At 71.4% G+C, this 24263-nt stretch carries 15 protein-coding genes and 2 pseudogenes; 12 read left to right on the top strand and 5 right to left on the bottom strand.

The genetic code is table 11. The features are described 5' to 3' along the window. The first annotated feature begins 47 nt into the window (after window positions 1-47). The 7 genes from ABZ464_RS20180 to ABZ464_RS20150 all read left to right on the top strand — a co-directional run bounded on the left by ABZ464_RS20180 (window position 48) and on the right by ABZ464_RS20150 (window position 7891). On the top strand, window positions 48-893 hold the full coding sequence (locus ABZ464_RS20180; protein WP_359279005.1) for a sugar ABC transporter permease: 846 nt from the start codon (window positions 48-50) through the stop codon (window positions 891-893). Beyond that, window positions 893-1789 (top strand): carbohydrate ABC transporter permease, encoded by an 897-nt coding sequence (locus ABZ464_RS20175; RefSeq protein ID WP_359278801.1) that lies wholly within the window; start codon window positions 893-895, stop codon window positions 1787-1789. Before ABZ464_RS20180 ends, ABZ464_RS20175 begins: the two co-directional genes overlap by 1 nt. 56 nt (window positions 1790-1845) lie before the next feature. Beyond that, a complete protein-coding gene (locus ABZ464_RS20170) occupies window positions 1846-4926 on the top strand; it encodes a glycoside hydrolase family 38 C-terminal domain-containing protein (RefSeq protein WP_359278799.1) in 3081 nt (1026 codons plus the stop codon). Between the two features lie 13 nt (window positions 4927-4939). Continuing rightward, the gene (locus tag ABZ464_RS20165; RefSeq protein ID WP_359278797.1) at window positions 4940-5482 is read left to right on the top strand and encodes a DinB family protein; all 543 of its coding nucleotides are present in this window, start codon (window positions 4940-4942) and stop codon (window positions 5480-5482) included. 42 nt (window positions 5483-5524) lie between these two features. Next, entirely contained in the window at window positions 5525-6481 is a 957-nt protein-coding gene (locus ABZ464_RS20160; protein WP_359278793.1) for a helix-turn-helix domain-containing protein, read from the top strand. 107 nt (window positions 6482-6588) lie between these two features. Next, window positions 6589-7587, top strand: a complete 999-nt coding sequence (gene gap, locus ABZ464_RS20155) for a type I glyceraldehyde-3-phosphate dehydrogenase (RefSeq protein ID WP_359278790.1) — start codon at window positions 6589-6591, stop codon at window positions 7585-7587. A 37-nt stretch (window positions 7588-7624) separates the two neighbouring features. Continuing rightward, window positions 7625-7891, top strand: coding sequence for a TetR family transcriptional regulator C-terminal domain-containing protein (locus ABZ464_RS20150; RefSeq protein ID WP_359278787.1), 267 nt, complete (start codon window positions 7625-7627; stop codon window positions 7889-7891). A gap of 14 nt (window positions 7892-7905) precedes the next feature. Here the strand turns inward: ABZ464_RS20150 and ABZ464_RS20145 are convergent, their stop codons facing one another. Beyond that, window positions 7906-8799, bottom strand: a complete 894-nt coding sequence (locus ABZ464_RS20145) for a PhzF family phenazine biosynthesis isomerase (RefSeq protein WP_359278784.1) — start codon at window positions 8797-8799, stop codon at window positions 7906-7908. A 135-nt stretch (window positions 8800-8934) separates the two neighbouring features. Here ABZ464_RS20145 and ABZ464_RS20140 point away from each other — a divergent pair, with 135 nt between their 5' ends. The 3 genes from ABZ464_RS20140 (at window position 8935) to ABZ464_RS20130 (ending at window position 13846) form a co-directional block, all read left to right on the top strand. Continuing rightward, complete coding sequence (locus ABZ464_RS20140; protein WP_359278781.1) at window positions 8935-9918, top strand: class I SAM-dependent methyltransferase; 984 nt, start codon at window positions 8935-8937, stop codon at window positions 9916-9918. 29 nt (window positions 9919-9947) lie between these two features. Further along, window positions 9948-10394, top strand: a complete 447-nt coding sequence (locus ABZ464_RS20135; RefSeq protein WP_359278778.1) for a hypothetical protein — start codon at window positions 9948-9950, stop codon at window positions 10392-10394. 209 nt (window positions 10395-10603) lie between these two features. Next, window positions 10604-13846 (top strand): hypothetical protein, encoded by a 3243-nt coding sequence (locus ABZ464_RS20130; protein WP_359278775.1) that lies wholly within the window; start codon window positions 10604-10606, stop codon window positions 13844-13846. 21 nt (window positions 13847-13867) lie between these two features. Here ABZ464_RS20130 and ABZ464_RS20125 read toward each other — a convergent pair whose 3' ends face one another. Genes ABZ464_RS20125 through ABZ464_RS20115 form a run of 3 tightly spaced genes read right to left on the bottom strand, consistent with a single transcriptional unit; the run spans window position 13868 to window position 20549 of the window. After that, the gene (locus ABZ464_RS20125) at window positions 13868-18604 is read right to left on the bottom strand and encodes a helicase-related protein (RefSeq protein WP_359278772.1); all 4737 of its coding nucleotides are present in this window, start codon (window positions 18602-18604) and stop codon (window positions 13868-13870) included. Further along, entirely contained in the window at window positions 18601-20097 is a 1497-nt protein-coding gene (locus ABZ464_RS20120) for a hypothetical protein (RefSeq protein ID WP_359278769.1), read from the bottom strand. The genes ABZ464_RS20125 and ABZ464_RS20120 overlap by 4 nt, the downstream gene beginning before the upstream one ends. Next, window positions 20094-20549: a hypothetical protein gene (locus ABZ464_RS20115; protein WP_359278767.1), complete on the bottom strand. Its 456-nt coding sequence runs from the start codon at window positions 20547-20549 to the stop codon at window positions 20094-20096. Before ABZ464_RS20115 ends, ABZ464_RS20120 begins: the two co-directional genes overlap by 4 nt. A 399-nt stretch (window positions 20550-20948) precedes the next feature. Here ABZ464_RS20115 and ABZ464_RS20110 point away from each other — a divergent pair. Together ABZ464_RS20110 and ABZ464_RS20105 are read left to right on the top strand one after the other, a co-directional pair. After that, a pseudogene (locus ABZ464_RS20110) lies at window positions 20949-20993 on the top strand (hypothetical protein); the annotation flags it as partial. Between the two features lie 33 nt (window positions 20994-21026). Next, window positions 21027-21818: pseudogene (locus ABZ464_RS20105) on the top strand (glycoside hydrolase family 38 C-terminal domain-containing protein); the annotation flags it as partial. A gap of 59 nt (window positions 21819-21877) precedes the next feature. On the opposite strand, the gene ABZ464_RS20100 reads toward ABZ464_RS20105, so the two are convergent. Next, window positions 21878-24205 carry a hypothetical protein gene (locus ABZ464_RS20100; protein ID WP_359278764.1) on the bottom strand — a complete coding sequence of 776 codons (2328 nt, stop codon included), beginning with the start codon at window positions 24203-24205 and terminating at the stop codon, window positions 21878-21880. Between the last annotated feature and the right edge of the window lie 58 nt (window positions 24206-24263).

Below are 24263 nucleotides of genomic sequence, written 5' to 3'. Positions count from 1 at the left end.
ACGGCCACCGCCGGTCCCGCGGGGTCCCCGCACCCGTCCGCGGCCTCCTGCGGGGCCTGCCGCTGCTGCCGGCGGTGGTCCTGCTGGCCGTCTTCCTCGCCGGACCGATCGCCTACTGCGTGTACTACGCCTTCACCGACATGCAGTTGACCGGCGCCTCCGGCACCCACTTCACCGGCTTCGACAACTTCACCCGCGCCTTCCGGGACTCCGACTTCCTGAACGCCGTACGCCTCACCCTGGTGTTCGTGGTCGGCTCCGCCGTCGTCGGACAGAACACCCTGGGACTGGCCCTGGCCGTCCTCATGGAGAAGGCGTCCAAGCCGGTCCGCTCGCTCACCAACGGCGTGGTCATCGCCGCTTGGGTGCTGCCCGAGGTCGTCGCCGGCTACCTCATGTACGCCTTCTTCTACGACCAGGGATCCCTCAACTCGCTCCTCCAGACCCTGCACCTGCCGCGGCAGAACTGGCTCTACACCCTGCCGATCCTCGCGGTCTGCCTGGCCAACGTCTGGCGCGGCACCGCCTTCTCGATGATGGTCTTCTCCGCCGCCCTCAACGACGTGCCGAGGGAACTCGTCGAGGCCGCCGAGATGGACGGCGCCGGCCCCTGGCAGCGGCTGTGGCGGGTCACCCTGCCGGTCATCCGGCGGTCGATCCTGACCAACCTGATGCTGATCACGCTCCAGACGCTCTCCGTCTTCGGCCTGATCTACACCATGACCCGCGGCGGCCCCGGCAACAAGAGCGAGACCCTCCCCGTCTTCATGTACCAACAGGCGTTCCAGAACAGCCTCATCGGCTACGGCACCGCCATCGCGCTCGTCCTGCTGGTGGTCGGCGCCCTGTTCTCCGCCGTGTACATCCGGCTGCTCCGACTGGAGGACGAGTGATGGCCGTCGCCGTCAAGACGCCCACCGGCACCGCCCGCCGCGACCGGTCCACCGCACGCCCCGCCTCCCTGCGGCGCCGCTCCCGCCTCGGCCGGATCGGGGTGAACCTCGTCCTGCTCGCGGTGTCGGTGACGTACGTCCTGCCGCTGCTGTGGATGGCCCTCGCCTCCGTCAGCGACCTCAACACCTTCCGGCTGAAGTGGCCGGACACCTTCACCCTCGACAACTTCGACGCGATCCTGAACGTCGACACCACCTACCGGCCGATGCTCAACAGCCTGCTGCTGTGCGGCTTCGGCACCCTGATCACGGTCGTCGTCTCGATCCTCGCGGCCTACCCGCTGTCCCGCTACCGCTCCCGCCTGCGCCGGCCGTTCCTCTACACGATCCTGTTCTCCACCGGGCTGCCCATCACCGCCGTGATGATCCCGGTCTACAGCATGTTCGTGCAGGTCGACCTGATCGACTCGATGCCCGGCACGACCCTGTTCCTGGCGGCCTCCGCGCTGCCGTTCGGGATCTGGCTGATGAAGAACTTCATGGACGGCGTGCCGATCGTCCTGGAGGAGGCGGCGCGCATCGACGGCGCGCACGCGATGCAGGTGCTGTGGCGGGTCGTCCTGCCGCTGATGCGCCCCGGCGTCACCGTGGTCACCATCTTCACCTTCATCGGCATGTGGGGGAACTTCTTCGTCCCCTTCATCCTGCTGCTGTCCCCGGAGAAACTCCCCGCGTCCGTCAGTGTGTTCACCTTCCTCAGCGCCCACGACCAGACGCAGTACGGACAGCTCTCCGCCTTCTCGCTCATCTACTCGCTGCCCGTCGTCATGCTCTACCTGCTGCTCTCCCGCAAGCTCGGCGGCGGCTTCGCCCTCGGCGGAGCTCTGAAGGGCTGAGCGCCGCCGCCAGGAGATCAGCACCCCTCACGCGACCCCCCACGGAGAAGACAGCCATGCACAACGACCGTGAACTCACCGAGCAGCGACTGCGCCGGGTGCTCGACGAGCGCATACGGCCCGCCGTCCACGCCCGCTCGGTCCCGCTGCGCGTCGAGGTCTGGGACGTCCCCGGCGAACCCGTGCCCGTACGCGAGGGCCTGACCGCCCCCTACCGCCCCGCCCGGACGGGCGACCGGTGGGGCCCGGCCTGGACGACCAGCTGGTTCAAGGTGAGCGGCACGATCCCGGCCGACTGGGCCGGACTCCCCGTCGAGGCCGTCCTCGACCTCGGCTTCGCCACCCACTCGGCCGGCTTCTCCGCCGAAGGGCTCGTCCACCGCGCCGACGGCACCGCCGTGAAGGCCCTCAACCCCCGCAACACCTGGCTGCCGGTGACCGGATCCGCCGTCGGGGGAGAGGAGTTCAGCGCCTACATCGAGGCCGCCGCCAACCCGGTCGTGATGCACACCGCGCCCGGCGAACTCACCTTCGGCCCGACCTCGGTGGGCGGCCGCGCCCCCTGGCTCGGCGACCCCGCGGCCGACCCGGGCGAACCCCTGTACCGGCTGCGGCGGTTGGACCTCGCGGTCGTCGACCGACCGGTGTACGAGCTCGTCCAGGACCTCGACGTCCTCGACCAGCTCATGCACGAACTCTCCCCCGACTCACCCCGCCGCTGGCAGCTCCTGCGCGCCGCCGAACAGGCCCTGGACGCCGTCGATCTCCAGAACATCGGCGGCAGCGCGGCGGCCGCCCGCGCCGCGCTGGCCCCCGCCCTCGCGGCCCCCGCGCACGCCGGCGCCCACCGGATCTCCGCCGTCGGACACGCCCACATCGACACCGCCTGGCTCTGGCCGCTGCGCGAGACCGTCCGCAAGGTGGCCCGTACGGTCTCCAACGTCACCCAACTCATGGACGACCACCCGGAGTTCAAGTTCGTCATGTCCCAGGCGCAGCAGCTCGCCTGGCTCAAGGAACACCGTCCCGAGGTCTACGCCCGCGCCCAGGAGAAGGCGAAGACCGGGCAGTTCCTGCCCACCGGCAGCCTCTGGGTCGAACCCGACACCAACATCAGCGGCGGCGAGGCCCTGGTCCGCCAGTTCGTCCACGGGAAGCGGTTCTTCCTCGAGGAGTTCGGCGTCGAGACCGAGGAGATGTGGCTGCCCGACACCTTCGGCTACAACGCCGCCCTGCCCCAGCTGATGAAGCTCGCCGGGGTGCGCTGGTTCCTCACCCAGAAGATCTCCTGGAACACCACCAACAAGTTCCCGCACCACACCTTCTGGTGGGAGGGCATCGACGGCACCCGGATCTTCAGCCACTTCCCGCCCGTCGACAGCTACAACGGCGAACTCTCCGGTGCTGAAGTCGCCCACAGCGTACGGAACTTCCAGGACAAGGCCGGCTCCAACAGCTCCCTCATCCCGTTCGGCTACGGCGACGGCGGCGGCGGCCCCACCCGCGAGATGCTCTCCCGTGCCGCCCGGATGGCCGACCTGGAGGGCTCCGCCCGCATCACCGTCGAGGGCCCCGCCGACTTCTTCCCGCGCGCCCACGCCGAGTACCAGGCGGGCGGCGGCGCGCCCGTCTGGTCCGGCGAGCTCTACCTCGAGTTCCACCGCGGCACCCTCACCAGCCAGCTCGCCACCAAGCAGGGCAACCGGCGCAGCGAACACCTCCTGCGCGAGGCCGAGTTGTGGGCCGCGACCGCCGCCGTACGGCACGCACACCCGTATCCGTACGACGCCCTGGACCGGCTGTGGAAGACGGTCCTGCTCCACCAGTTCCACGACATCCTGCCCGGGACGTCCATCGCGTGGGTGCACCGGGAGGCGGAGGAGACCTACGCGGCCGTCGCCCGGGAACTGGAGGACCTGATCGACGCGGCGCAGGGGAGCCTCGCGGACGACGGCGAAGGCACCCTGGTCTTCAACGCCGCCCCGCACGCCCGCGCCGGCGTCCCCGCCTTCGGCGCCGTACCCCGCGCCGACGACCCCGCCGCCCCCGTGCGTCCGCGCGCCACCGCCGACGGCTTCGTCCTCGACAACGGGCTCGTCCGCGTCACGGTCGACCCCCAGGGCCTGATCACCTCCGCCCACGACCTCACCGCCGACCGCGAGGCCCTCGCCCCCGGCGCCCGCGCCAACCTCCTCCAGCTCCACCAGGACTTCCCCAACCAGTGGGACGCCTGGGACATCGACGCCTTCTACCGCAACTCCGTACGCGACCTCACCGAGGCCGACTCGGTCACCGCCGGCGAGGACGGCGCCGTACACGTCGTCCGGTCGTTCGGGGCGTCCCGGATCGAGCAGACCCTCACCCTCCCCGCCGGGTCACGGCGGCTGCTCGTGGACACGGTCGTCGACTGGCACGAGCGCGAGAAGCTCCTCAAGGCCGCCTTCCCGCTGGACGTGCGGGCCGCGCACTCCACCGCCGAGATCCCCTTCGGCCACGTCGAACGCCCCACCCACACCAACACCAGCTGGGACGCGGCCAAGTTCGAGGTCTGCGCCCACCGCTTCCTCCACGTCGGCGAACGCGACTGGGGCGCCGCCCTCGTCAACGACTCCACCTACGGCCACGACATCACCCGTGACGTCCGCCTCGACGGCGGCACCACCACCACGGTCCGCCTCTCCCTCCTGCGGTCCGCCCGCTTCCCCGACCCCGACCAGGACCAGGGCGTGCACCGCCTGCGCTACGCCCTGCTGATCGGCGCCGACCTCGCCGACGCCGTCCGGGAGGGCTACCACCTCAACCTCCCCGAACGCACCCGGCCCGGCCGCACCCCGGTCGCCCCCCTGGTCACCGTCGACCACCCGGGCGTGGTCGTCGAGGCCGTCAAACTCGCCGACGACCGCGGCGGGGACGTCGTCGTCCGCCTCTTCGAGGCCCACGGCGTCCGTGCCCGGGCCACGCTCACCCCCGGCTTCCCCCTCGCCTCCGCCGAGACCACCGACCTCCTGGAACGCCCCCTGCCCGACCCGGCGAGCCACCGCGTCACCGACGGCGAGGTCCACCTCACCCTGCGCCCCTTCCAGATCCTGACCCTGCGCCTGCGCCGCTCGGACGGGCCCGTTGTCAGTGGCGGCTGACACACTCGGCACCATGACCAGTACACCCCAGCACTTCGCACCCCGATGGAGTGACGACGACCGCCCGGCCCTTCCCGGCGCCGGGGGCGAGCGGGAGACCCTGAGCGCGGTCCTGGACTGGCACCGGGCGACCCTCGCGCTCAAATGCGCCGGCCTGTCACCGGAACAGTTGAACGAACGGGCGATCCCGCCGTCCACGATGTCCCTGCACGGCCTCGTACGGCACCTCGCCGGTGTCGAGCGCTGGTGGTTCCGCATCCAGTTCGCCGGCGAGGACATCCCCCTGCTCCACTACTCCGACGACGACCCCGACCAGGACTTCGACGACCTGGACGGCGATGTCGCCGAGGACTTCGCCCTCTGGCGCGCGGAGTGCGACAGGTCCCGGCAGATCACGGCGGCCGCGGCCTCGCTGGACGCGACCGTCGTCCGCAGGAGCACCGGTGAGCCGTTCTCGCTGCGGAGGATCATGATCGACCTCATCGCGGAGTACGCCCGGCACAACGGCCACGCGGACCTCCTCCGCGAACGCCTCGACGGGACCACCGGCCAGTGACCACCTACGACGCCCCGGCCCCTGACCCGTAGGCTGTGCGGCGTGCCGCCCTCCCGCCTCCGACGCGTCGCCGTCCTCGTGCTCGAAGGCGCCAAGCCGCTCGACGTCGGCATCCCCGCACAGGTGTTCACGACCCGCGCCAGCATGCCCTACGAGGTACGGGTGTGCGGGGCGGAACCCGGCCTGGTCACCGGGGGCGACGGGCTGTCGTACCACGTGGCCCACGGTCTGGAGGCCCTGGAGTGGGCCGAGATCGTCTTCCTCCCCGGCTACCGGTCCCCGGACCGCGAGGACCCGTCGCCGCAGGTCGTCGACGCCCTGCTCGCCGCCCACGCCCGCGGCGCCCGGCTGGCCGCCATCTCGACCGGGGCCTTCGCGCTCGCCGCCACCGGCCTGCTCGACGGCAGACGCGCCACCACCCACTGGCACTACACCCGGGCCCTCGCGGCCAAACACCCGCTCGTGCGGGTCGACGAGAACGTCCTGTTCGTGGACGAGGGCACGGTCCTCACCTCGGCCGGCGCGGCCTCCGGCATCGACCTGTGCCTGCACATCCTGCGCGGCGACCTCGGCGTCGCCGCCTCCAACCACGCCGCCCGGCGCCTGGTCGCGGCGCCCTACCGCAGCGGTGGCCAGGCGCAGTACGTGCCGCGCAGCGTGCCGGAGCCGCTGGGCGAACGGTTCGCCGCCACCCGCGAATGGGCCCTGCACCACCTCGACGAACCCCTCACCCTCGACACCCTCGCCCGGAACGCGGCGGTGTCCCCGCGCACCTTCTCCCGCCGTTTCGTCGAGGACACCGGATACACCCCCATGCAGTGGGTGATGCGGGCCCGGATCGACCGGGCCCGTGAGCTGCTGGAGCGGTCCGAGCGCGGGGTCGAGCAGATCGCGGCCGACGTAGGACTCGGCACCGGCGCGAACCTGCGGCTGCACTTCCAGCAGATCCTCGGCACCACCCCCAGCGAGTACCGGCGCACCTTCACCCGCGGCGAATAGCACCGCCCCCCACGGCTGGCGAGATCCTTGCGAACCATGGCGCTCACGCCGTGGCCGCGGCCGTCCGCCGCAGGCGAGGCTGGGGGCGACTCGAAGGGACACGATTCATGACTCGCATCGCCATCAACGGATTCGGCCGCATCGGACGCAACGTGCTGCGTGCGCTCCTCGAGCGCGAGACCGGCCTCGAGGTCGTCGCCGTCAACGACCTCACCGAGCCGACCGCCCTCGCGCGCCTCCTCGCCTTCGACTCGACGTCCGGCCGCCTCGGCCGTCCGGTCACCGTCGAGGACGGCGCGCTCGTCGTCGACGGCCGCCGGATCCAGGTGCTCGCCGAGCGCGACCCGGCACAGCTGCCGTGGGCCGCGCTCGACGTCGACCTCGTGCTGGAGGCGACCGGCCGCTTCACCTCCGCCAAGGCCGCCCGCGCCCATCTCGACGCGGGTGCGCGCAAGGTTCTCGTCAGCGCGCCCTCCGACGGCGCCGACGTCACCCTCGCCTACGGCGTCAACACCGACGCCTACGACGCGGAACTGCACACGATCGTCTCGAACGCCTCGTGCACGACGAACGCGCTCGCCCCGCTGGCCGCGGTGCTCGACGAGCTGGCCGGCATCGAGCACGGCTTCATGACGACCGTGCACGCCTACACCCAGGAGCAGAACCTCCAGGACGGCCCGCACCGCGACCCCCGCCGTGCCCGCGCCGCCGGGGTCAACATCGTGCCCACCACGACGGGCGCCGCCAAGGCGATCGGCCTGGTACTGCCGAACCTCGACGGCAAGCTGTCCGGCGACTCGATCCGCGTGCCCGTCCCGGTCGGCTCGATCGTCGAGCTGAACACCACCGTCGCCCGTGACGTGACCCGCGACGAGGTCCTCGCCGCCTACCGCACGGCCGCCGAGGGCCCCCTCGCGGGCATCCTCGAATACTCCGAGGACCCCCTGGTCTCCTCCGACATCACGGGCAACCCGGCCTCGTCGATCTTCGACTCGGAGCTCACCCGTGTCGACGGCCGCCACATCAAGGTGGTCGCCTGGTACGACAACGAGTGGGGCTTCTCCAACCGGGTCATCGACACCCTGCAGCTCCTCGCCGCCCGCTGACCCCGCGGCCTCCCGTCCCCTACGGCACGTCGATGCCGTGGCCGTAGGGGAAGACGGGGTTCGTAGGGCCTACGCCGAACTCGTCGTCGTCATGGCGGCCTCCCCGCAACGCGCCGCCGAAAGCGGCGAGTCGAAGGAGGCCACCGACGTCACCGAGGTCGCAGAGGAGACCGGCGCGGTGATGGACGGACCGCGACTCCAGTGGGTCCTCGACCCACGACGCTTCGACCTGGCCGGCCGCTTCCGCGCCTGCGCCGACCGGCTGCCGCGCTCGATCACGACGCGGGCGACGGGACTTCCGTAGCGGCCGGGTACCCCCTAGCCGATCGGCACGGCCCGGCCCGTGACCCGGGTCCGCTCGAGCTCCGGGGCCACCTCGATGAGCAGATCGCTGGGGCGGCCCATGGCCTCTCCCTGACGGATCGTGATCCTGGCCGGGGCCGTGACGAGCCCGAGCGCGCGGAGGTAACCGCCGAAGGCCGCGGCCGCCGCGCCGGTCGCCGGGTCCTCCACCACACCGCCGACGGGGAACGGATCACGCGCGTGGAAGCGCTCCGCCGACTCGCGCCACACCAGGTGGACGGTGGTCCAGCCGTGCCGCCGCATCACCTCGGCGAGGCCGTCGAAGTCGTAGTCGAGGTCCGCCAGACGAGCCCGGGAGGCGGCGGCCAGGATCAGGTGGTCATTGCCGGCGAACGCCACATGCGGCGGCAGCGCCGGGTCGAGATCGCCGACCGCCCAGCCCAGGGCCGCGAGTGTCGCGTCCAGTTCGGCGCCGGAGGCGGGGCGGGAACGCGTCGGGACACTGGTGAGGGTGGCCAGCACCGCGCCGTCCTCACCCTTTTCGGTCGCCACGGGGATCTCACCGGCGGGGGTGTCCAGCACGATCTCCCCGGGACCCAGCCGCTCGGCGAGGGCCACCGCGAGGGCGACGGTCGCGTGCCCGCAGAAGGCCACCTCGGCCAGTGGGCTGAAGTAGCGCACCCGGAACCGCCGCGCCGCGTCGTCGCGATCCGTGACGAAGGCCGTCTCGGAGTAGCCGACCTGCGCGGCGACGGCGAGCATCGCCGCCGCGTCGAGCCCGGCGGCGTCCAGCACGATCCCGGCGGGATTGCCGCCCGCCGGGTCGCGGGTGAAGGCCGAGTAACGCAAGGTCTCGACGGCCGCTTCGGGCCGCTCCACGGGGCTCGCCCCGTCGGCATCGATGGTCATGGGCCCACGCTGCCACCCCGCGCGGACCGAGTCCACCGGGAAGATCGAACTGTTCCGGGTCCATGTGCCGAAGGCGCGGCGGACGCCGCGAAATGATGTCGCCGTCCGCAGGAGGCGCCTGGCAGGCTGGCGGCCATGGTGGACACGCAGTTCTCCGACTCCCGGATCGCCGCGCTGTACGACCTCTACTGTCCCTGGGACGCGCGCGGGGACTTCACCCTCTATCTGCCCCTGGTGATGGCCGCTCGGTCCGTCCTGGACGTCGGATGCGGGACCGGCGCGCTGCTGCGCAGGGCACGGGAGGACGGACACACCGGCCGGCTGTGCGGTCTGGACCCGGCCACCGGGATGCTGGAGGTGGCCCGGACGCGCCCGGACATCGAGTGGATCCTCGGCGACCTGACCGCGGCACCGGACTGGGACCGTGAGTTCGACCTCGTGGTGATGACCGGTCACGCCTTCCAGGTCCTCCTCGACGACGCCGAACTGCGCGCCGCGCTGACGAGGATCGCCGCCGCCCTGACCGACCGGGGCAGCTTCGCGTTCGAGATCCGCAACCCTCTCGTACGGGAGTGGGAGGACTGGCGCATCCGGTACTCGGGCGAGGTCGTGGACCCGACGGGCACCGTGGTGCACTGCGCCTGCGAGGTCGAGACCCCGGTCCGCGGCGACCGCGTCGCGTTCACCCACACCGACACCGGCCCCGACTGGACCGTCCCGCACCGCAGCCGAAGCGTGCTGCGCTTCCTCGCCCCGGACCCCCTCTCCCGCTTCCTGACGGAAGCGGGCCTGGTGGTGTCGGAACAGTACGGCGACTGGGACCGCAGCCCAGGTCAGCGGCTGCGGATCGCACTGGTGGCGAAGAATCCGGTCGCGGCGGCGGTGATGAGGGCACAGACGGCGAGCAGCGTGGTACGGCGCATGGAACGGCCTTTCCCTAGGAATGGAGGTGCGTCATGTGCAACGCCGGTCGGGCCGCCGTTGACGTGCCGCGGCCCCGTTTCCCACCCGCTTGGCTGTCACATGGACGGCCGAGGGCGGCCCCGGCGAGGGCCGGGGACGCCGGGAACCGAAAGCCGGCCCGCCGCACCTGCGGGGAAGTCGGGGCGCCGCGATTGAAGACCGCTTCCGTTGAACAGGTACTCCCCATGGCTGACATGGTTTCCGCGGTGACCGGGATCGGCGGTGCTCTGCTGGGCACCGCGGTCGGTGCGTTCGTCACGCACTTCCTGCAGCGGCGCAACACGTCCATGGCCCGTCTGCACGAGGAGCGCATCTCGGCCTACGTCGCCTTCGCGGAAGCGGTCATGGAGCTCCGCAGGGAACTCATGGATCGCTGGTTCGCCGAACACAACGGCGCCGCCCACGACTCCACCCCGGTCTACTCGGCCCGCAGCACCATGTGGACCGCCTACTACCGGGTGACCCTGCTCGCCGGCGACGAGGACATACGGCAAGCGGCCGCAGCGGCACGGGAGACCGTTTCCTCGATCAAGAAGGCAGCGGACGTGGACCTCATGAAGGAGCGCTCCGACCTGACGCGCGACGCGGTACGCCGGTTCGTCGACAGCGCCCGTACCGAAGTGTCCCGCTAGGGGGTTTCGTCACCCCGTAGCACCTTCCATCCCTGCAGTCCAGATCCTTTGCCCGGCCCTCACCCGCCTGCCACGATGGCCGGGTGACGGACAGCGACCGGGCGACACGCCGGGCACCCAAGGCATCCCCCCTCGACACCATCATCACGGCCTTACGCACGCACGGAGTCCCCCTGCCCGGAGACCTGTCACCGGCCATGCGGAAGTGCGTGCGTCCTGTGAGGCTGGACGCCGTCTCCGTGGATCCGGCGCCGGACGACCTGGTACGGGCCTGGAAGGCGACCAGAGAGCATCGGAACAAGGAACCGCGCGAGGCGGTGTGGATTCCTCTGCTGTACATGTTCCGCGAGTACTTCTCCCGACGTGGTCCCGGCCTTGAGGCAGCCCTGCGGGCCGAGGGGATGCCGCTCATGCTCACCCGGCGCGAGGTCTCCCTGCAACTCGGCAGCAGATGTTTCCACCTCGGGCAGAAGCTTTTCATGGACGGGCAGCGCGAGCCCGGCCGGTTCCTGTTGAACGAGGCCGTCCGGGCCCTCGAATGGGGCGACCGCAACGGACAGAAGATGCCGATCGCAAGGCGCTGCACCTGCAACGGCCAGCTCGCCGTCGCACTCGTCCTGCTCGCCCGGGATCTGGACGAGACCGATCCCGAGGCCGTCGGCCTGCTGCAGCGCGCCGAACGCCACTCGGCCTTCGCCGAGCAGGAGGACAAGAGCGAGGAACACTTCGCCTACCGGGCCGAGATCCATCTCCGTCTGTTCCGCGCCGAGCGCACAACCGCTCACCTCGAGAAGGCTCACACCGTCCTCCTCGCGCTCCGCCGTCCACCGGCCTCGAGAGGGCTGCGGGCGACAAGGGCGGACGTCCTGGCCGGGCTCGGCCTCGTCAGGCTGCGCAGCGGGCAGTTCGACGAAGGGATCCGGCTGCTGCGCGAGGCGGAGGCCGCGTACTCCGACGCCCGGGCGACGGGCGGACCGTCGAACCTCCAGGGGGCCCACCCCGGGTACCTCCTGGCCCGGCGCGGCCACGTGCGGCACCAGCTCTACCGCTTCGACGTCGACGCCGTCGGCCGCCGCAGCACCGCACGACTCGAGGACGCGCTCAGCGACCTGCTCGCTCCTGAAACCGCCGGTCACATGAGCGGCCGAGTGATCGCCGCAGCCCTGGTGGACCGCTCCCGGGTCCGGCAGCGACGCCGCGACCGGGCCGGTTCGGCCGCCGACCTCGTCCAGGCGCGCGCCCTGCTGGACACCTCGCCGGAATCAGCCGGCCTCGCCGTGAAACTGCGCGTACGGGAACTCGACGACGCGGTGGATCGTGCCGTGGCGGACAGGGACACCGACGCACTGCGCCGACTCGCCGGAGAGATCGTCGCGTTGCCGTCCGACACGCCCATTCCGAGTACGGCTCTGGCCCGTGCGTGCCGGAGCATGGTCGTCGCAGAGGGCATCGACCGGTGCCGCCTCCTGTTGGAGGACGCGCTGGACCGCATCGAAATCGACATCGTCCACCCGGAGTTGTCGCCGCCCGGGCAGCGTCACGTGGCGGGCAACGCCGCACTCGTCGCCCGCCTGCTCGCCCGGGCCGACGAAGAGGCCGCACCCGCCGCCCTCGACCGAGCTCTGACCCTGTACCGGCTCAGCTTCGACGCGTTGGACGACCCCGCCGGCACCGATGCCTACGCCGACGCCGGTGCCTGCGCCCTCGACCTGGCCAAAGCACTGGCCGCCGGCGACGACGCCGACAGCGAGGACGCCGCCGGACTCCTGCACGAGGCGGTCGGCTGGCTGCAGAAGTCACTGGCCAAGGCCGGCAACGCCTCGTCCGTGGTCCGCCCCGACTACGACCCGGTCATCGTCCACAGCCGCCTGGGCGAGGCCGCACTGCGCTCCTACGCACTCACCCCCACCGACCGTCTGCTCGAGCTGGCGATCAAGAACCTGGAGGAGTCGCTGGCACTCGAGTCCGCAGACGGGGAGACGGCGCGCCTCCGGCCGGAACGGGATCGGACCGCGATCGTCGGCCACCTGGGAGACGCCTACTACCGACGCGGTACGAGGAACCGCGACGCCGACGATCTGAAGCGCGCCCTCGAGCTCAAGGAAGAGACCTACACCGGCGGCAACCGGGCCCGCGAGAACCGTAGTCTTGCCGCGGCTGCCGCCGAACGCCTGCACCGCATCACCGAGGACGACACCCAGCTCACCCGCAGCGCGGGATGCGCACTTCAGGCGGCGACCTGCGACCCCGCCTGGCCCTGGCCGGTGCTGCAGCTCGCCGACCTCGCCCGGCAGCACGAGACCCTCGACCCGTCCCACCTGGCCGGTCTGCCCCCGGCCTTCCTGTCCGAGCCGCTCCTCGCGGGCGACCGGCCGGCGCTTCTGCAGCGGGCCGCCGAACTGGCCGCCCGCAACCGTGAGTTCGCCGCCTCCGTCCTCGGCGGCCAGCGGAGGACCGGAGAACAGGGGGTGTTCGTCCTCAACGACGGTCACCGGCTGATCGAGCAGACCATCGTCCTCAAACGACTGGACGCGGCGGCAGCGGCCCGGGAGTGGGAATGGACGCAACGCTTCCGTCAGTGGCTCACCGAACGGCACGCCCCGGCGGACTGGCAACTGCCCGAGCCCCTCGGACTGGTCCCGGTCGAAGCACCGCCCGAGACAGTGCTCGAACAGGAGGCGGTCTATGTCATGCGGCGCATGCAGGGACGGCTCCTGGGCGCGACCGTGACCGACCGGATCGCCGGCGGTGAGGGAGATCCGCTTCCCCACTTCGCCCGTGCCCTGCGTTACCTCGCCGCCTTCCAGGCCTGGCGCGCCCTCGACGACGCGGGCACACCCCGCACCGCGACCGCCCGGCACGCGCAGGACTGGGCCGCCCAGGTGACCAAGGCCTGCGACAAACTCGACGCGTCCGGCGGCCTTCGCAAGGCGCTGCAGGACTTGGTTCACCCGCTCGCGGCGCCGGGCAGGGCGGTCGTGGCCAAGAAGGATCCCCACCCCGGGAACTGGATCCTCACCCGGCACGAAGCCCTCGTCCTCATCGACGTGGAATCCAAGACGACCCTGCCGCTGCTGCAGGAGGCCGTCACGGTCATCGACGACCTTCCCCTCGTCCCCCTGGACGAGGAGGGCTGGGCGCTACGAGAAGAGCTCTGCGCCGAATACCTGGCGGCACTGACCGAGTTCGGGCTGCCGATGCCCGCCGGGGCGGACGTCCTCGCCGACAGCCTGGAAGCCCTCGCCGTCCTCCACGCGGTGAAGGGCATCGGCCGTATCCGGCGCTGGAGCCACGACGTCTCCTCGTTCACCCTCTCCTTGCGCGGTGTGCAGTACGCGCACTACTGGAGCATCCTGGACCATCTCGCCGCCCACGGGCGCGACCGGACCGCGCGTGCCTTCTGCCGGCTCTTCCTCACGGAGTTCCGGCGCGAGCCCGCCGCGATGGGCTGACCCCGCCCGGCTTTCCCGGCCTCACCGCTCCAGACTCAGATCGAAGGAGGGGAGGCCGGGACGCTTGCGGTCCTCACGGATCGCGTCGACGCAGACGGTCAGCTCCGTGCCCCGCGCATAGGAGGAAGGCCGCCGTCCCGGTTCCAGGTCACGTGCCCGGATCAAGCCGTTGAAACCGGGGAGCACCTCGACGAAGACCCCCACCGTGTCGACGGCATTGCGTACGCGTCCGGTGAGAACGACGCCTTCCCGTACACCCGCGTCGGCGAGCTGCTGCTCCAACGGGGGAGTCTCCAGGTTCCGCAGATCCAGCTGGATCTGCGGAGTGTCCCGATGCAGGGTGACCGCCTTCACCGTGCCGGTCACTTCCTGTTCCGGCGTCAGGATGTGGGGGAGTACGAGGACGCCGTGGACGCCCACATCGGCGGCGAGCACGGTCGCCGTCAGCCCGTCCGGGAGCCGGAGCCACGCACGGCGGAGCTCGGCACTGACCCGGTGGACCACGGCACCGACCCACGCCCCGACCGGGTAGCGTGCACCTGCCTCGGCCAGGGTCGGGACCGGATCCCCTCCGCCGTCGGTCTCCTGCCCGGCCGTGCCGGTGACGGGACCGGCGGCGCCGTCCGTCGGTCTGAGCGTGAGCATGCCGTAGCCCTGTCGGTCGAAGACACCGGTCACGAGACCGGTGAACTCGCCTCCGACGACAAGGGCGTCCGCGATCGTTCCCTGACCGGCCCCCAGGTCGCGCTGGGAGACGGTCGCGGGAACACCGTCGAACAGGCGCAGCCAGGCGCGGCCCAACTCCGCCTTGACGGCCGTCACGACGGCGGTGACCCGCGTGCCCACCGGATGCATCACTGTGACCTCGGCCGCGGGCAGACGCAGTTCGGCAGGCAGTTCCACGCGGACGGCGGCGGGCAGATCGACGGGCTCGCGGTCGGTGCCCGGACGCAGCACGGGTTCCGTCCGCGACGGACTGTGGTGACGGCTCCGCGCCCACCACAACCAGACGTCACGGACCCAGGTGGCGTCCAGGGCCAGTTCGGCGAGTGCGATGGCGCTGCTGCGGCTGACGACGCGCTCCGCCCTCAGGAAGACCCCGCTGCCCCCCACTTCCGGCAGGGGCCCGTCCGGCAGGCCGAGCAGGGACGCGTCGGGCAGATCCTCGACGACGTCTGCGACGGGACGCAACGAGCGCCCCTGCAAGGAAAGACGAGAGCGTTCCTGGTACAGGCGCACGACGACGGGCGCCTCCGGCTCGGGCGGTGACGCCCCGGCCGACGCGCTGATCACGTGGCGCAGTCCCGTCCCGCTGTCGTGGGTCAGCAGACGGACGTTCACGAAACCGCTGCCGTTGGGAACGCCGGTGACCACGCCGGCCACGTCACGGGCGCCCTTGGCGGCCGCCTGGACATGGTGGTGGGCCAGGTCGACGAGTGTGACGGTGAAATGCCCCGACTGGCTGCGCGGCAGGACGGTCGCGGTGACCGTGGTGCCCTCGACGAGGTCGGCCAGCTGACCGGTGTCCCGCCGGTGGAGGGCCACGGCGAGCTGGGCTCGTTCGTCCTGCCGTGCCGGATTCGGATCGGCCTCCCGCAACAGGAACCGGCCCCGGCCGTCGGCACGCGTCAGCACGCGCAACTCCCCGTCGTGGTCGCCGACCAGGGGACCGACGACCACGTCGATGTGGTCACCCGCCTGCAGATCGGGGTGGGCTCCAGGACCGTCGGTGTCCTCGGGGCGGCGCCAGTCGGGACGCAGACAGACCAGTGGTTCCCCGTCGGGCGTGACGTGGTACCCGACCACCTCGTACCAGCCGTCGCCGTTCAGGCCGCCTTCCTGCGCCAGGACGAACGGCCGGGAGACGTCGGTGCTCCCGGCCGACGCCGGCCGTCCGGGCCCGCGCGGGACGCCGGGCGCCCCACCGCCCGCGGCCGTACGGGGGGCGTCGCACGCGGCCAGGTCACCGGCGAGGCAACGGGAACACCGCCCGCACGCCGTCTCGTCGGCTTCGACGTCACGGTGATCGAGGACAGCGGTGCGGGCCAGGGCCTCGACGTCGGGGATCCGTTCCTCGCTCGTGGGCCAGCTGCGATCGGTTTCCGGAGAGGCGTCCACAAGCGTCGCCGCCCCTCCGTGAGCGAGCTGCTCCTGAGCGTCCAGCGCGGCGAGTTCCCGTGCAGCCTCGGGGAGGGGAGACGGAGCGTGCCGGGCTTCGACGTGTCCGGCCACGGGCCGACCGACGGCGTCCCGGTCCAGGTGCAGCAGGGCCCGTGTGCCGGCGGGCCATTCCGCCAGGAGGGCGCGGATGACATCGCGGCGCGGTTCGGGCCGGGCGTGGAGGGCGCCGAGGGCCAGGAGGCGGGCGGCGTCGGCGGGTCCCGTGGTGTCGGACGCCCCGTCCAGCGCCCACGGCTCGGCGGTGACGAGGTGTGCCAGGCGGGTCCCGTCGCGGCCTCGGACTCGGGAGAGGGGGATGACCCGTTCGGGCAGCCGGGTCAGCTGCCCGGCATGGGCGGCGCACGGTGCGGCCTGCCCGCCGTGGACGGCGACGTAGTCGGTGCCGTGCAAGACGTGCTCCAGGTCGGCGAAGGCCCGGGTGATGGCTCCGCGGGCGCGGCGCAGCAGCGACGGCTCGACGAACCGTTTGACTTCCTCCTTCATGGCCGGGGACAGGCCGCCGAGGATGTCCCGGCGGGTGGCGGCCGCGGTCACCAGACGGTCGTTGCCGACCCACCAGCGACGTGCCCATTCCGTCCGGGCGGGGGAGGCCTCCCACGGTGGGGTGTCGGGATCGGCGCGCTCCCAGCCCGCGACGATCTGCAGCACCAGTTCCGCGTCGTCCTCGCAGCCACTGGCGAGGGCACGATGGCGCTCCGCGGCCTCGTACCGCCATTCGTCCGGCCAGGAGAAGTCGGTCAGCAGCAGGCCGGTCGGGCCGACGAGACGTGACGGCGCGGTGAGCAGGGCCAGAACGGCGGTCACCTCGGGCAGACACGCCAGACGGTCGGCGTGCATGACGGCCAGCGCGGCACCGGTGGAGCCCAGGACCTGGAGGCGGTTCAGCTCCTTGCCGAACGTCGTGGGATGGCCTCCCGCGTCGAGGGAGCCATTGGTCTGAAGAGCCCGGTCGGCTCGGTGCAGCTCTTCGACGAACGTCTTCCGGGACGCTTCGGCGGCCTCGCCGAGCGCGAGGGGCGGCGGGGGGACGAACGCGGCCGGCCAGGGGAAGTCGACGACGGAGTCCAGGCCGCCCATCTTGGCGGTCATCACCAGACGTTCGAGGTTCTCACGGGTGGAACCCGGAGCGGTGTCCTCGGCGAGCCTGAGCAGCTGTTCCTTGCTGTACAGCGGAAAGACCCAGCCCGGAGCCTTGCGCCCGACCCGCCCCCAACGCTGTTTGATCCCGGCCTGCGAGTGGGCCTTGGTCCTGATGCTTCCCTGGGCCGTGTCCACGTCCCACTCGGACTGGGCGATGAGCCCGGAGTCGACGACGAACCGGACCCCCTCGACGGTCAGGGACGTCTCCGCGAGGTTGGTGGATATGACGATCTTGCGGCGGTCGCCCTTGCGCCGCGCGGCCAGGGCGGCGCGCTTGTCCTCCACCGGCAGGGACGACAGCAGCGCGTACACGTCGACGCCGTCGCCCAGACCGGCGCGTATCAGCTCGCAGGCCTCCTCGATCGCCTTGCCGGTGGGAAGGAACCCGAGAATGTCGCCGAAGATGTCCGCGGCATCCAGCCCGCGGGTGAGCCGGACCACGAACTCCGCCAGCACGGAGGGCATCTCGCGCTGGACGGTCACGGCCCGGTAGAACCCGACGACCGCGGAGTCCAGGCCCGTCTGGTACATGTGCAGGGTCAGGGTGCGCCGCCCGTGATCGGTGAGGGCCGCCAACTGGTCCAGGCTCGTGCCGTACACGAATTCATCCGTCTGTGCGGCGGGCCGGGGCCGGGAGACCTCGGCGTTGCGCAGCCACGCACCGTCGATGAGGACGTCCATCTCGCTGTGCCGGATCGACAGCAGTGCCAGACGCAAGGTGACATCGGCCCGTGCGGGCGGCTCGTCGGCCAGGCGAAGGCACCTGAGGGGAAACGGGTGAGCGGCGGCGGAGCCGTCGCGGTAGGCGACGGGTACGTCGATGCGTCGGTCGGGTTGTCCGTCGACGTACTGCCGCAGCACCCGGGTCAGTACGCGGTTGTGCACCCCGGAAGGACTGACGGCCCGTCGGTCGGCCGCGTCGGGGCGGACGGCGGCCGCCACTTGGGCCCGGAACCGCGCCTCCACGGCCCGTCGGCCCTCCACGCCGTCGGGAGCGCGCCAGGGGTCCGCCACCTCGGGAGCGGGCGCCCGGCCGGGCGGGTGGCGGTCGGTGCCTCCGGGCGCGAAGGGGACGGTGACGGCCACGACGATGTGGCTCTCGGCCAGCCAGCCCAGAACCAGACGCGCCGCGTGGCCGGGCACGCGGTCGGCCAGCGGAGAGCCGAGCGGATCCGGCAGGTCGGGGGCGGCCACCGGCAGGCCGGGGCCGTCGGGTGGTTCGTCCAGGACCACGCAGGGGGCACCCGTGGCCGCGGCGTGCCAGGCGTGGCTCTCCAGTTGGGAGCACAGACGCTCGTAGCGGACGACGTCGGAGCGGTCGCCGGGCTCGGCGACGGCCGACCGGCGGGCGGCTGTGGCGATGTCTCCGACGAGCGCGCGGAGGTGCCCGTCCCCGGGCAGGGACACGAGCGTGGTGGTGTGAGTGGTTGCCGTCATCCGCGTGCGAGCCTCGAAGTGAGCAGTTTTTCCTCGATCGCCCGGTCCAGGTCGGCGAGGCGGTCCGGACAGCGCAGCACGGGCACGTCGGCTTCGAAGGGCAGCCGGGTGTCCTGCGGAAGCAGCAGTGCTCCGGCGGTGCCGCGGGTGCGCAACGCCCGTACGACGGCGCGATCACGGTCGCTCACATGGACCCTGGGGAGCACGGTGAGCGATCGGGCGGCGGGAAGGGCGCTGTCATGGGCCGACCAGGGCGGGATCACCGGGTCCGGCATGTGGTACTCGACGGCGGCGGTGTCCTCGTGGACCGTCCAGGTCACTCCCGCACTGACGTCCTCCGCGATCCGTACGCCGTCCGTGGCACCCGCACTGTCGCGGCCGTTGAGCCGGCGGAAGTACATGCCGGCCATGAGGGCCGCACGGCAGACATCGGATTCCGCCTGCCGCAGGGACCGGTGGGTCCAGTCGGCGCCGCCGGCAAGAACGGACGCACCCTGTTCACTCGTCGCGAGCAGCAACTCGAGTTCGAGCTCACGCCATACCTGGGAGAGCAAGGCGTAGCAGACGCGCTCTGGGCCGATGCCGTCGGTGGCCACGGCCGATCGAACCCGTTCACGCAGCCCCCGGGGCATGGGGGTGACGGCCAGGAACAACTCCCTCGCCTCGGCGGGGCTGATCGACGCGGGGTCATCGGCTCCCAGAGGCACACCCCGGGTGCGTCCGTAACGACGGAGGCCGGCAGGGACACGGCCTTCGGGATGGCCGGCGTAGCGGATCGTGCGTCCGTCGAGGTGCACCGACGCCGGCCGGTCGAACCGGACCTCGATGGTGCCGCCGCGGGCGAAGGCGTCGCACAGCATCAGCGCCGCCAGGGCGCGGTTGGCCTCGTGAGTGGCGACATGTGGCACTTCGGCCGTCATCCAGGCGGGCACCGACAGACCGTCGAAGGCGCTGTCCTGGGCGATGGCCGCGTAGCCGACGACGACGTTCTGGCAGGCCAGCCGCACCGGCCGGACGACGAAGTCGCGGGGGCGTCTGTCATGGTCGATGAAGGCGCGTTCGTAGGCGGGGCCGATCTCGTCCAGCATGCGGGTGAGCCCGGCCTCCCGCGCCGACAGCTCCTCTTCGAGAGAGGCGATGTAGAGCAGCGGATCGACGTCCAGAAGAGCGAGTTGGCGACTCGGCGGCACATCACCGAGAAACAGGCGTACGACCGTGCCGGGAGCGAGGGTGCGGTCACCGTCGCTCAGGGGCTTCAGCACCGCACAGGCCAGGGAGGCTTCGTCGACGACCGCCAGGGGGACCAGCGAGGAGAGCAGATCGGCGGGCACCACACGCCGTAACGTCTCCCGCGCGTCTTCGAGCGTGTGCGCGGTGCCGTGCGCGGCGGGAGCGAGCAGCAGCTCCCGCACGGATGCGGACCACTGATTGACGTACGTGAAGGCCAGTGAGCGCAGGACGTCCTGATCCAGGGCCCCGGCGGGGCCCGTCACCGGTAGGGCCCGGTCTCGCGCAGGATGCCGGCGAGTCTCTCGATCTCCTCGTTCACCCTCGTGCCGCTGAGATCTCCCGTCAAGGTGACCTTTTCCGTAGCAGGCGTCTTTGCGACGTTGGTGGATTCAGGGCCCTTGAGACGGCGGATGAGAACCCTCACCTCGCCCTTGTACGGGTCGTGAATCACGTGCAGGTGAGGGTAGGCGTTGCCCTGCACGGGCTGTCCTCGCTGGTCGAGCCAGGAGTGGACGAGATCCTCCGTGCCGGGAACGGGTTTGTCGCCCTTCCAGTCACCCATGCGGCTGTAGGCCGGCTCGTCTTGAGCGCTTTTCAGCCGCATGCCCTCGGGAGGGACGTCCGTGGCCCGAGCCGCCTTCCAGTTCTCGATCGAACGCTGCACCGCGGCGGCGCGCTCCGTTCGCTGGAACTCCTCGATCGCGATGCGCCCCAAGTCGTGGACAGCCGTGGGAGCTTGGGACAGATGTGATCGACCGACGTGATTGTTGCCGCAAGCCACGGCCCGCACCCCCGAGATGTACCTGCGCCCCGATCCCGGCCCCGCTGTGCTCTCGGTTTCGTGAAGCACAGGTGGTCCGGAGACACCATAGATACCTGTATTCCCTGTCGCCGTCCCTGAAATCAGCAAACATCGCCCCAAATTTGCTCGGGGCGGCCGACGGAACGGCGGCTCACGGCGACGCTGGTGACGGGACTTCAGCCTCCCGCAACACCCCGGTGCTCCCCCGCACGATCACCCCCGGCACCGGCACCCGCACGGTCCCCGCCGGCCCCCCGTCCAGCAGCGCCACCAGCTCACGCGCCGCCGTCCGGCCGAACTCCCCGGCCGGAGGTGTGGGCGCGGGTGAAGAAGGCGGTCGCGGACGGGCGGTTCGTGCCGGCCGGCGGGATGTGGGTGGAGTCGGACACCAATACGCGTGCCGTGCAGGTGCTGTCGCTGCCGCCGGGGGAGCGTCGGCTGGTGATCGACACGGAGGTCGACTGGCACGAGACGGAGAAGTTCCTCAAGCTCGCCTTCCCGCTCGACGTGCACGCCGAACGGTACGCGTCCGAGACCCAGTTCGGGCACGTCCGCCGGCCCACCCACACCAACACCAGCTGGGAGGCGGCCCGGTTCGAGGCCTGCAACCACCGCTTCGTGCACCTGGAGGAGCCGGACTGGGGCGTCGCCGTCGTCAACGACTCGACGTACGGCCACGACGTCACCCGCACCGTCCGCGACGACCCCGGCGCCGACGGCGGGACCACCACGACCCTGCGGGTCTCCCTGCTGCGCGCCCCGCGCTTCCCCGACCCCGAGACCGATCAGGGCGTCCACCGCTTCCGGCACGCCCTGGTGCCGGGCGCGACGATCGGCGACGCCGTGCGCGAGGGCTGGCGGATCAACCTGCCCGCCCGCACGCTCACCGGCGCGACACCGGTCGCCCCGCTGATCGGCGTCGACCGGGACCAGGTGGTGGTCACGGCGGTGAAACTGGCCGACGACGGCAGCGGCGATGTGATCGTCCGCTTCCACGAGGCGCACGGCGCCCGCGCCCGGGCGACGCTCACCGCCGGCTTCGGCATCACCGGCGCCATCCCCACCGACCTGCTGGAACGGCCGCTCGCCGACGCCCCCGCACTCGAGGTCGAGGGCGCGCGGATCGCCGTACGACTGCGGCCGTTCCAGCTGATGACGGTCCGCCTGCGGCGGGACACGTAGGAGGCCCTGGAGCGTGTACGGGACGGTCCGCGCTCGGACCGTCCCGTACGGGGTGGCGGCTAGCCGCCGACGGCGCGCCTGCGCCTGATCCACAGGAGTGCCGTGCCGACGGCGACGAGGGCGGCGGCGATCCCGGCGACCGTCAGGACCCGGCTGCCCGTGTCGGCCATGCTGCCGCCCCGGTCGCCGTTCCCGGCCGGCGTGCTGCCGTGGCCGCCGTTGCCGGACGGCGCCGGCGCCGGGGTGGCGGTGGACGGCGGGGTGCCCGTCGGCCGGTCGGAGGGCTTGCCGGTCGGGCTGCCCGACGGCGACGGCCCGGGCGCACCGCCGCCGGAACGGCCGCTGTTGTCACCGCCCATCACCGTGGTGCCGGTCGCCTGGTAGCCGAGGGCCTCGCCCCGCGAACCCCTGGTCACCGAGGGCAGGTTGGGCTTCTCGGCCTGGAACTGTGCCTTGCTCACCTTGCGCTGGGGCTGCTTGGTCAGGTCGACACCGCCGACGGTGTACACCCATACCTCGCCCCCGACGGGGATCTCGTACTTGAAGTCCCCCTCGGTGTACGACCGTTTCATCTCCTTCCAGACGGTCATCTTGTCCCAGTCGGCGTTCTTGCCGCGCAGGGGCCAGCGCTTGACCTCGTTGCTGTCGATGATCTTCTTGAAGGAGCCGCCGAAGGCGTTCCGGTCCTGCGCGACGGTCTGGCGGACGTACTCGGCGGCGATCCGGGCCTTGTAGACGCGGCGCAGATCGGCGTACTTGGCGTCCTCGTTGACCTGCTTCTCGACCACCGGCAGGATCGTCTGCCGGTAGACCTCCATGTTGTGCGCGGTCTGCGCCTCGGTCAGGGTGCAGGGCATGCCACCACCGGGGCCCGGAGTGCTGTAGTCCTGGGCGACGGTCTTGACCTCGAGCGGGGCGCTCAGGATGTAGGCGCCGTCGTCCTCGATGCGGACCTCGGCCTTCTTCGGGACGATCCAGTTGCGGGTGGAGCCCATGCAGGGCTTGCCGTCGACCCGCGTGATCCCGTCCCAGAACCGCTTCCCCGCCTCGGTCTTCGGATCCTCGGCCCGACCGAAGTCGTGCTTCATTTCCATGTCGGCCTCGAGGAGGACGCGACCGGCGTCGGTCTTGTCGAACGGCGCCTTCATGATCGTGGCCGGGTCGTCCGGGTTGAGGTTGACCCAGAAGTGATCGGGCGTCAGCGCCAGCCAGGTGAAGAAGGCGTCCGAGATGAGCTCGGCCTTCTCCTTGCCGCCGTAGCCCGGGGCGGTCTCCTCGTCCGCGTTCTTCGCACCGAACGCGTACGACAGGTTCCCGGTCTCCGTCTGCCCGATGTAGGAGATGTCGAGGGTGGAGAAGTCGACCCCGCCGGGGCTGCGCAGACTGTTGCCCGGCTGCTGGATCAGACCGCGCGCCCGCTCGATCTGGCGGCGGGCGTCCTCCGGGGTGGGGGCGGACCTGCGGGCCATGTCGGCGCCCGAGCCGAACGACGGCCGGTTCGGGTCCGGGGTCATCAGCCGGTTGTCGCGGGGCGTGTATGTGCCGACGGTGTAGCGCGGGTTGGGAGTGGCCGCGTGCCGGTAGTACTTCACGCCGGCCTCGGTGTACTTCGCGATCGTCCTCGCGTCGGGCTCCTGCCCGTTGATGTACACGACCCGCCAGCCCCGGCGCACGAGTTCGGCGTCGATCTTCAGCTGGCGGGAGTCGTAGCCCACCCCGGACTTGATCTCGTAGACCGTCCGGGTCCGCTGGTTGACCGCGTCGAAGACCCGGCCGTCCTTCATGACGTCCCGGCCGAGCGTCCGCTCCAGGTCCCTGTACAGCGAGGGGTTCAGGTCACGGAGGTTCTTCTGGCAGATCCAGTCCACCCCGCCGAGGTCGAAGTACTTGACGACCTCGGACTCGAAGGCGTTGCCCCGCTTGTTGTTGCCCTCGTTGCGCGAATAGACGTTGTTCAGCCACTCGTTGAACGAACCCGCGTAGGGCTTGCTGCCGGCCTGCTTCTCCTTCCAGGTGGCCACCGCGTTCTCCGGCGTCCCCCACCCGTACTTCTTCGGGTTGTCGCCCTCGGGCAGGTCGATCAGATCCGGGTCGGTGAGGGCCTCGAAGCCCTTGGCGAGATTGTCGTAGGAGTAGAAGCGGTCCTCCGCGTTCGGTGACTTCCACTGATTCGGGCCCGCGGGCTTGTAGCCGGGCAGCCGGTACGCCGGCGGCGGCGTCGCGCCCGTGCCGTACTTGTCCATACAGCGGCCCAGCATCGGCCCCGGCGCCGCGTCGGCGGCGTCGTCCAGGCCCGGCAGCGGACCGGCGACCAGCACGGTCGCGCCGAGCACGACGGCCGCCGCACGGACTCTTAACCAGCCGCGGAGATGTATCGCAGAAAGCATGGTGTGTTTCCCTCGTGGGGGCGGGTCGCAACCCCTGTACGCAGGGCGAGGAAAGGAA

It is taken from the genome of Streptomyces sp. NPDC005820, from assembly GCF_040630255.1.
Taxonomy (GTDB): domain Bacteria; phylum Actinomycetota; class Actinomycetes; order Streptomycetales; family Streptomycetaceae; genus Streptomyces.
This window is presented reverse-complemented; position numbering and strand designations above follow the sequence as displayed.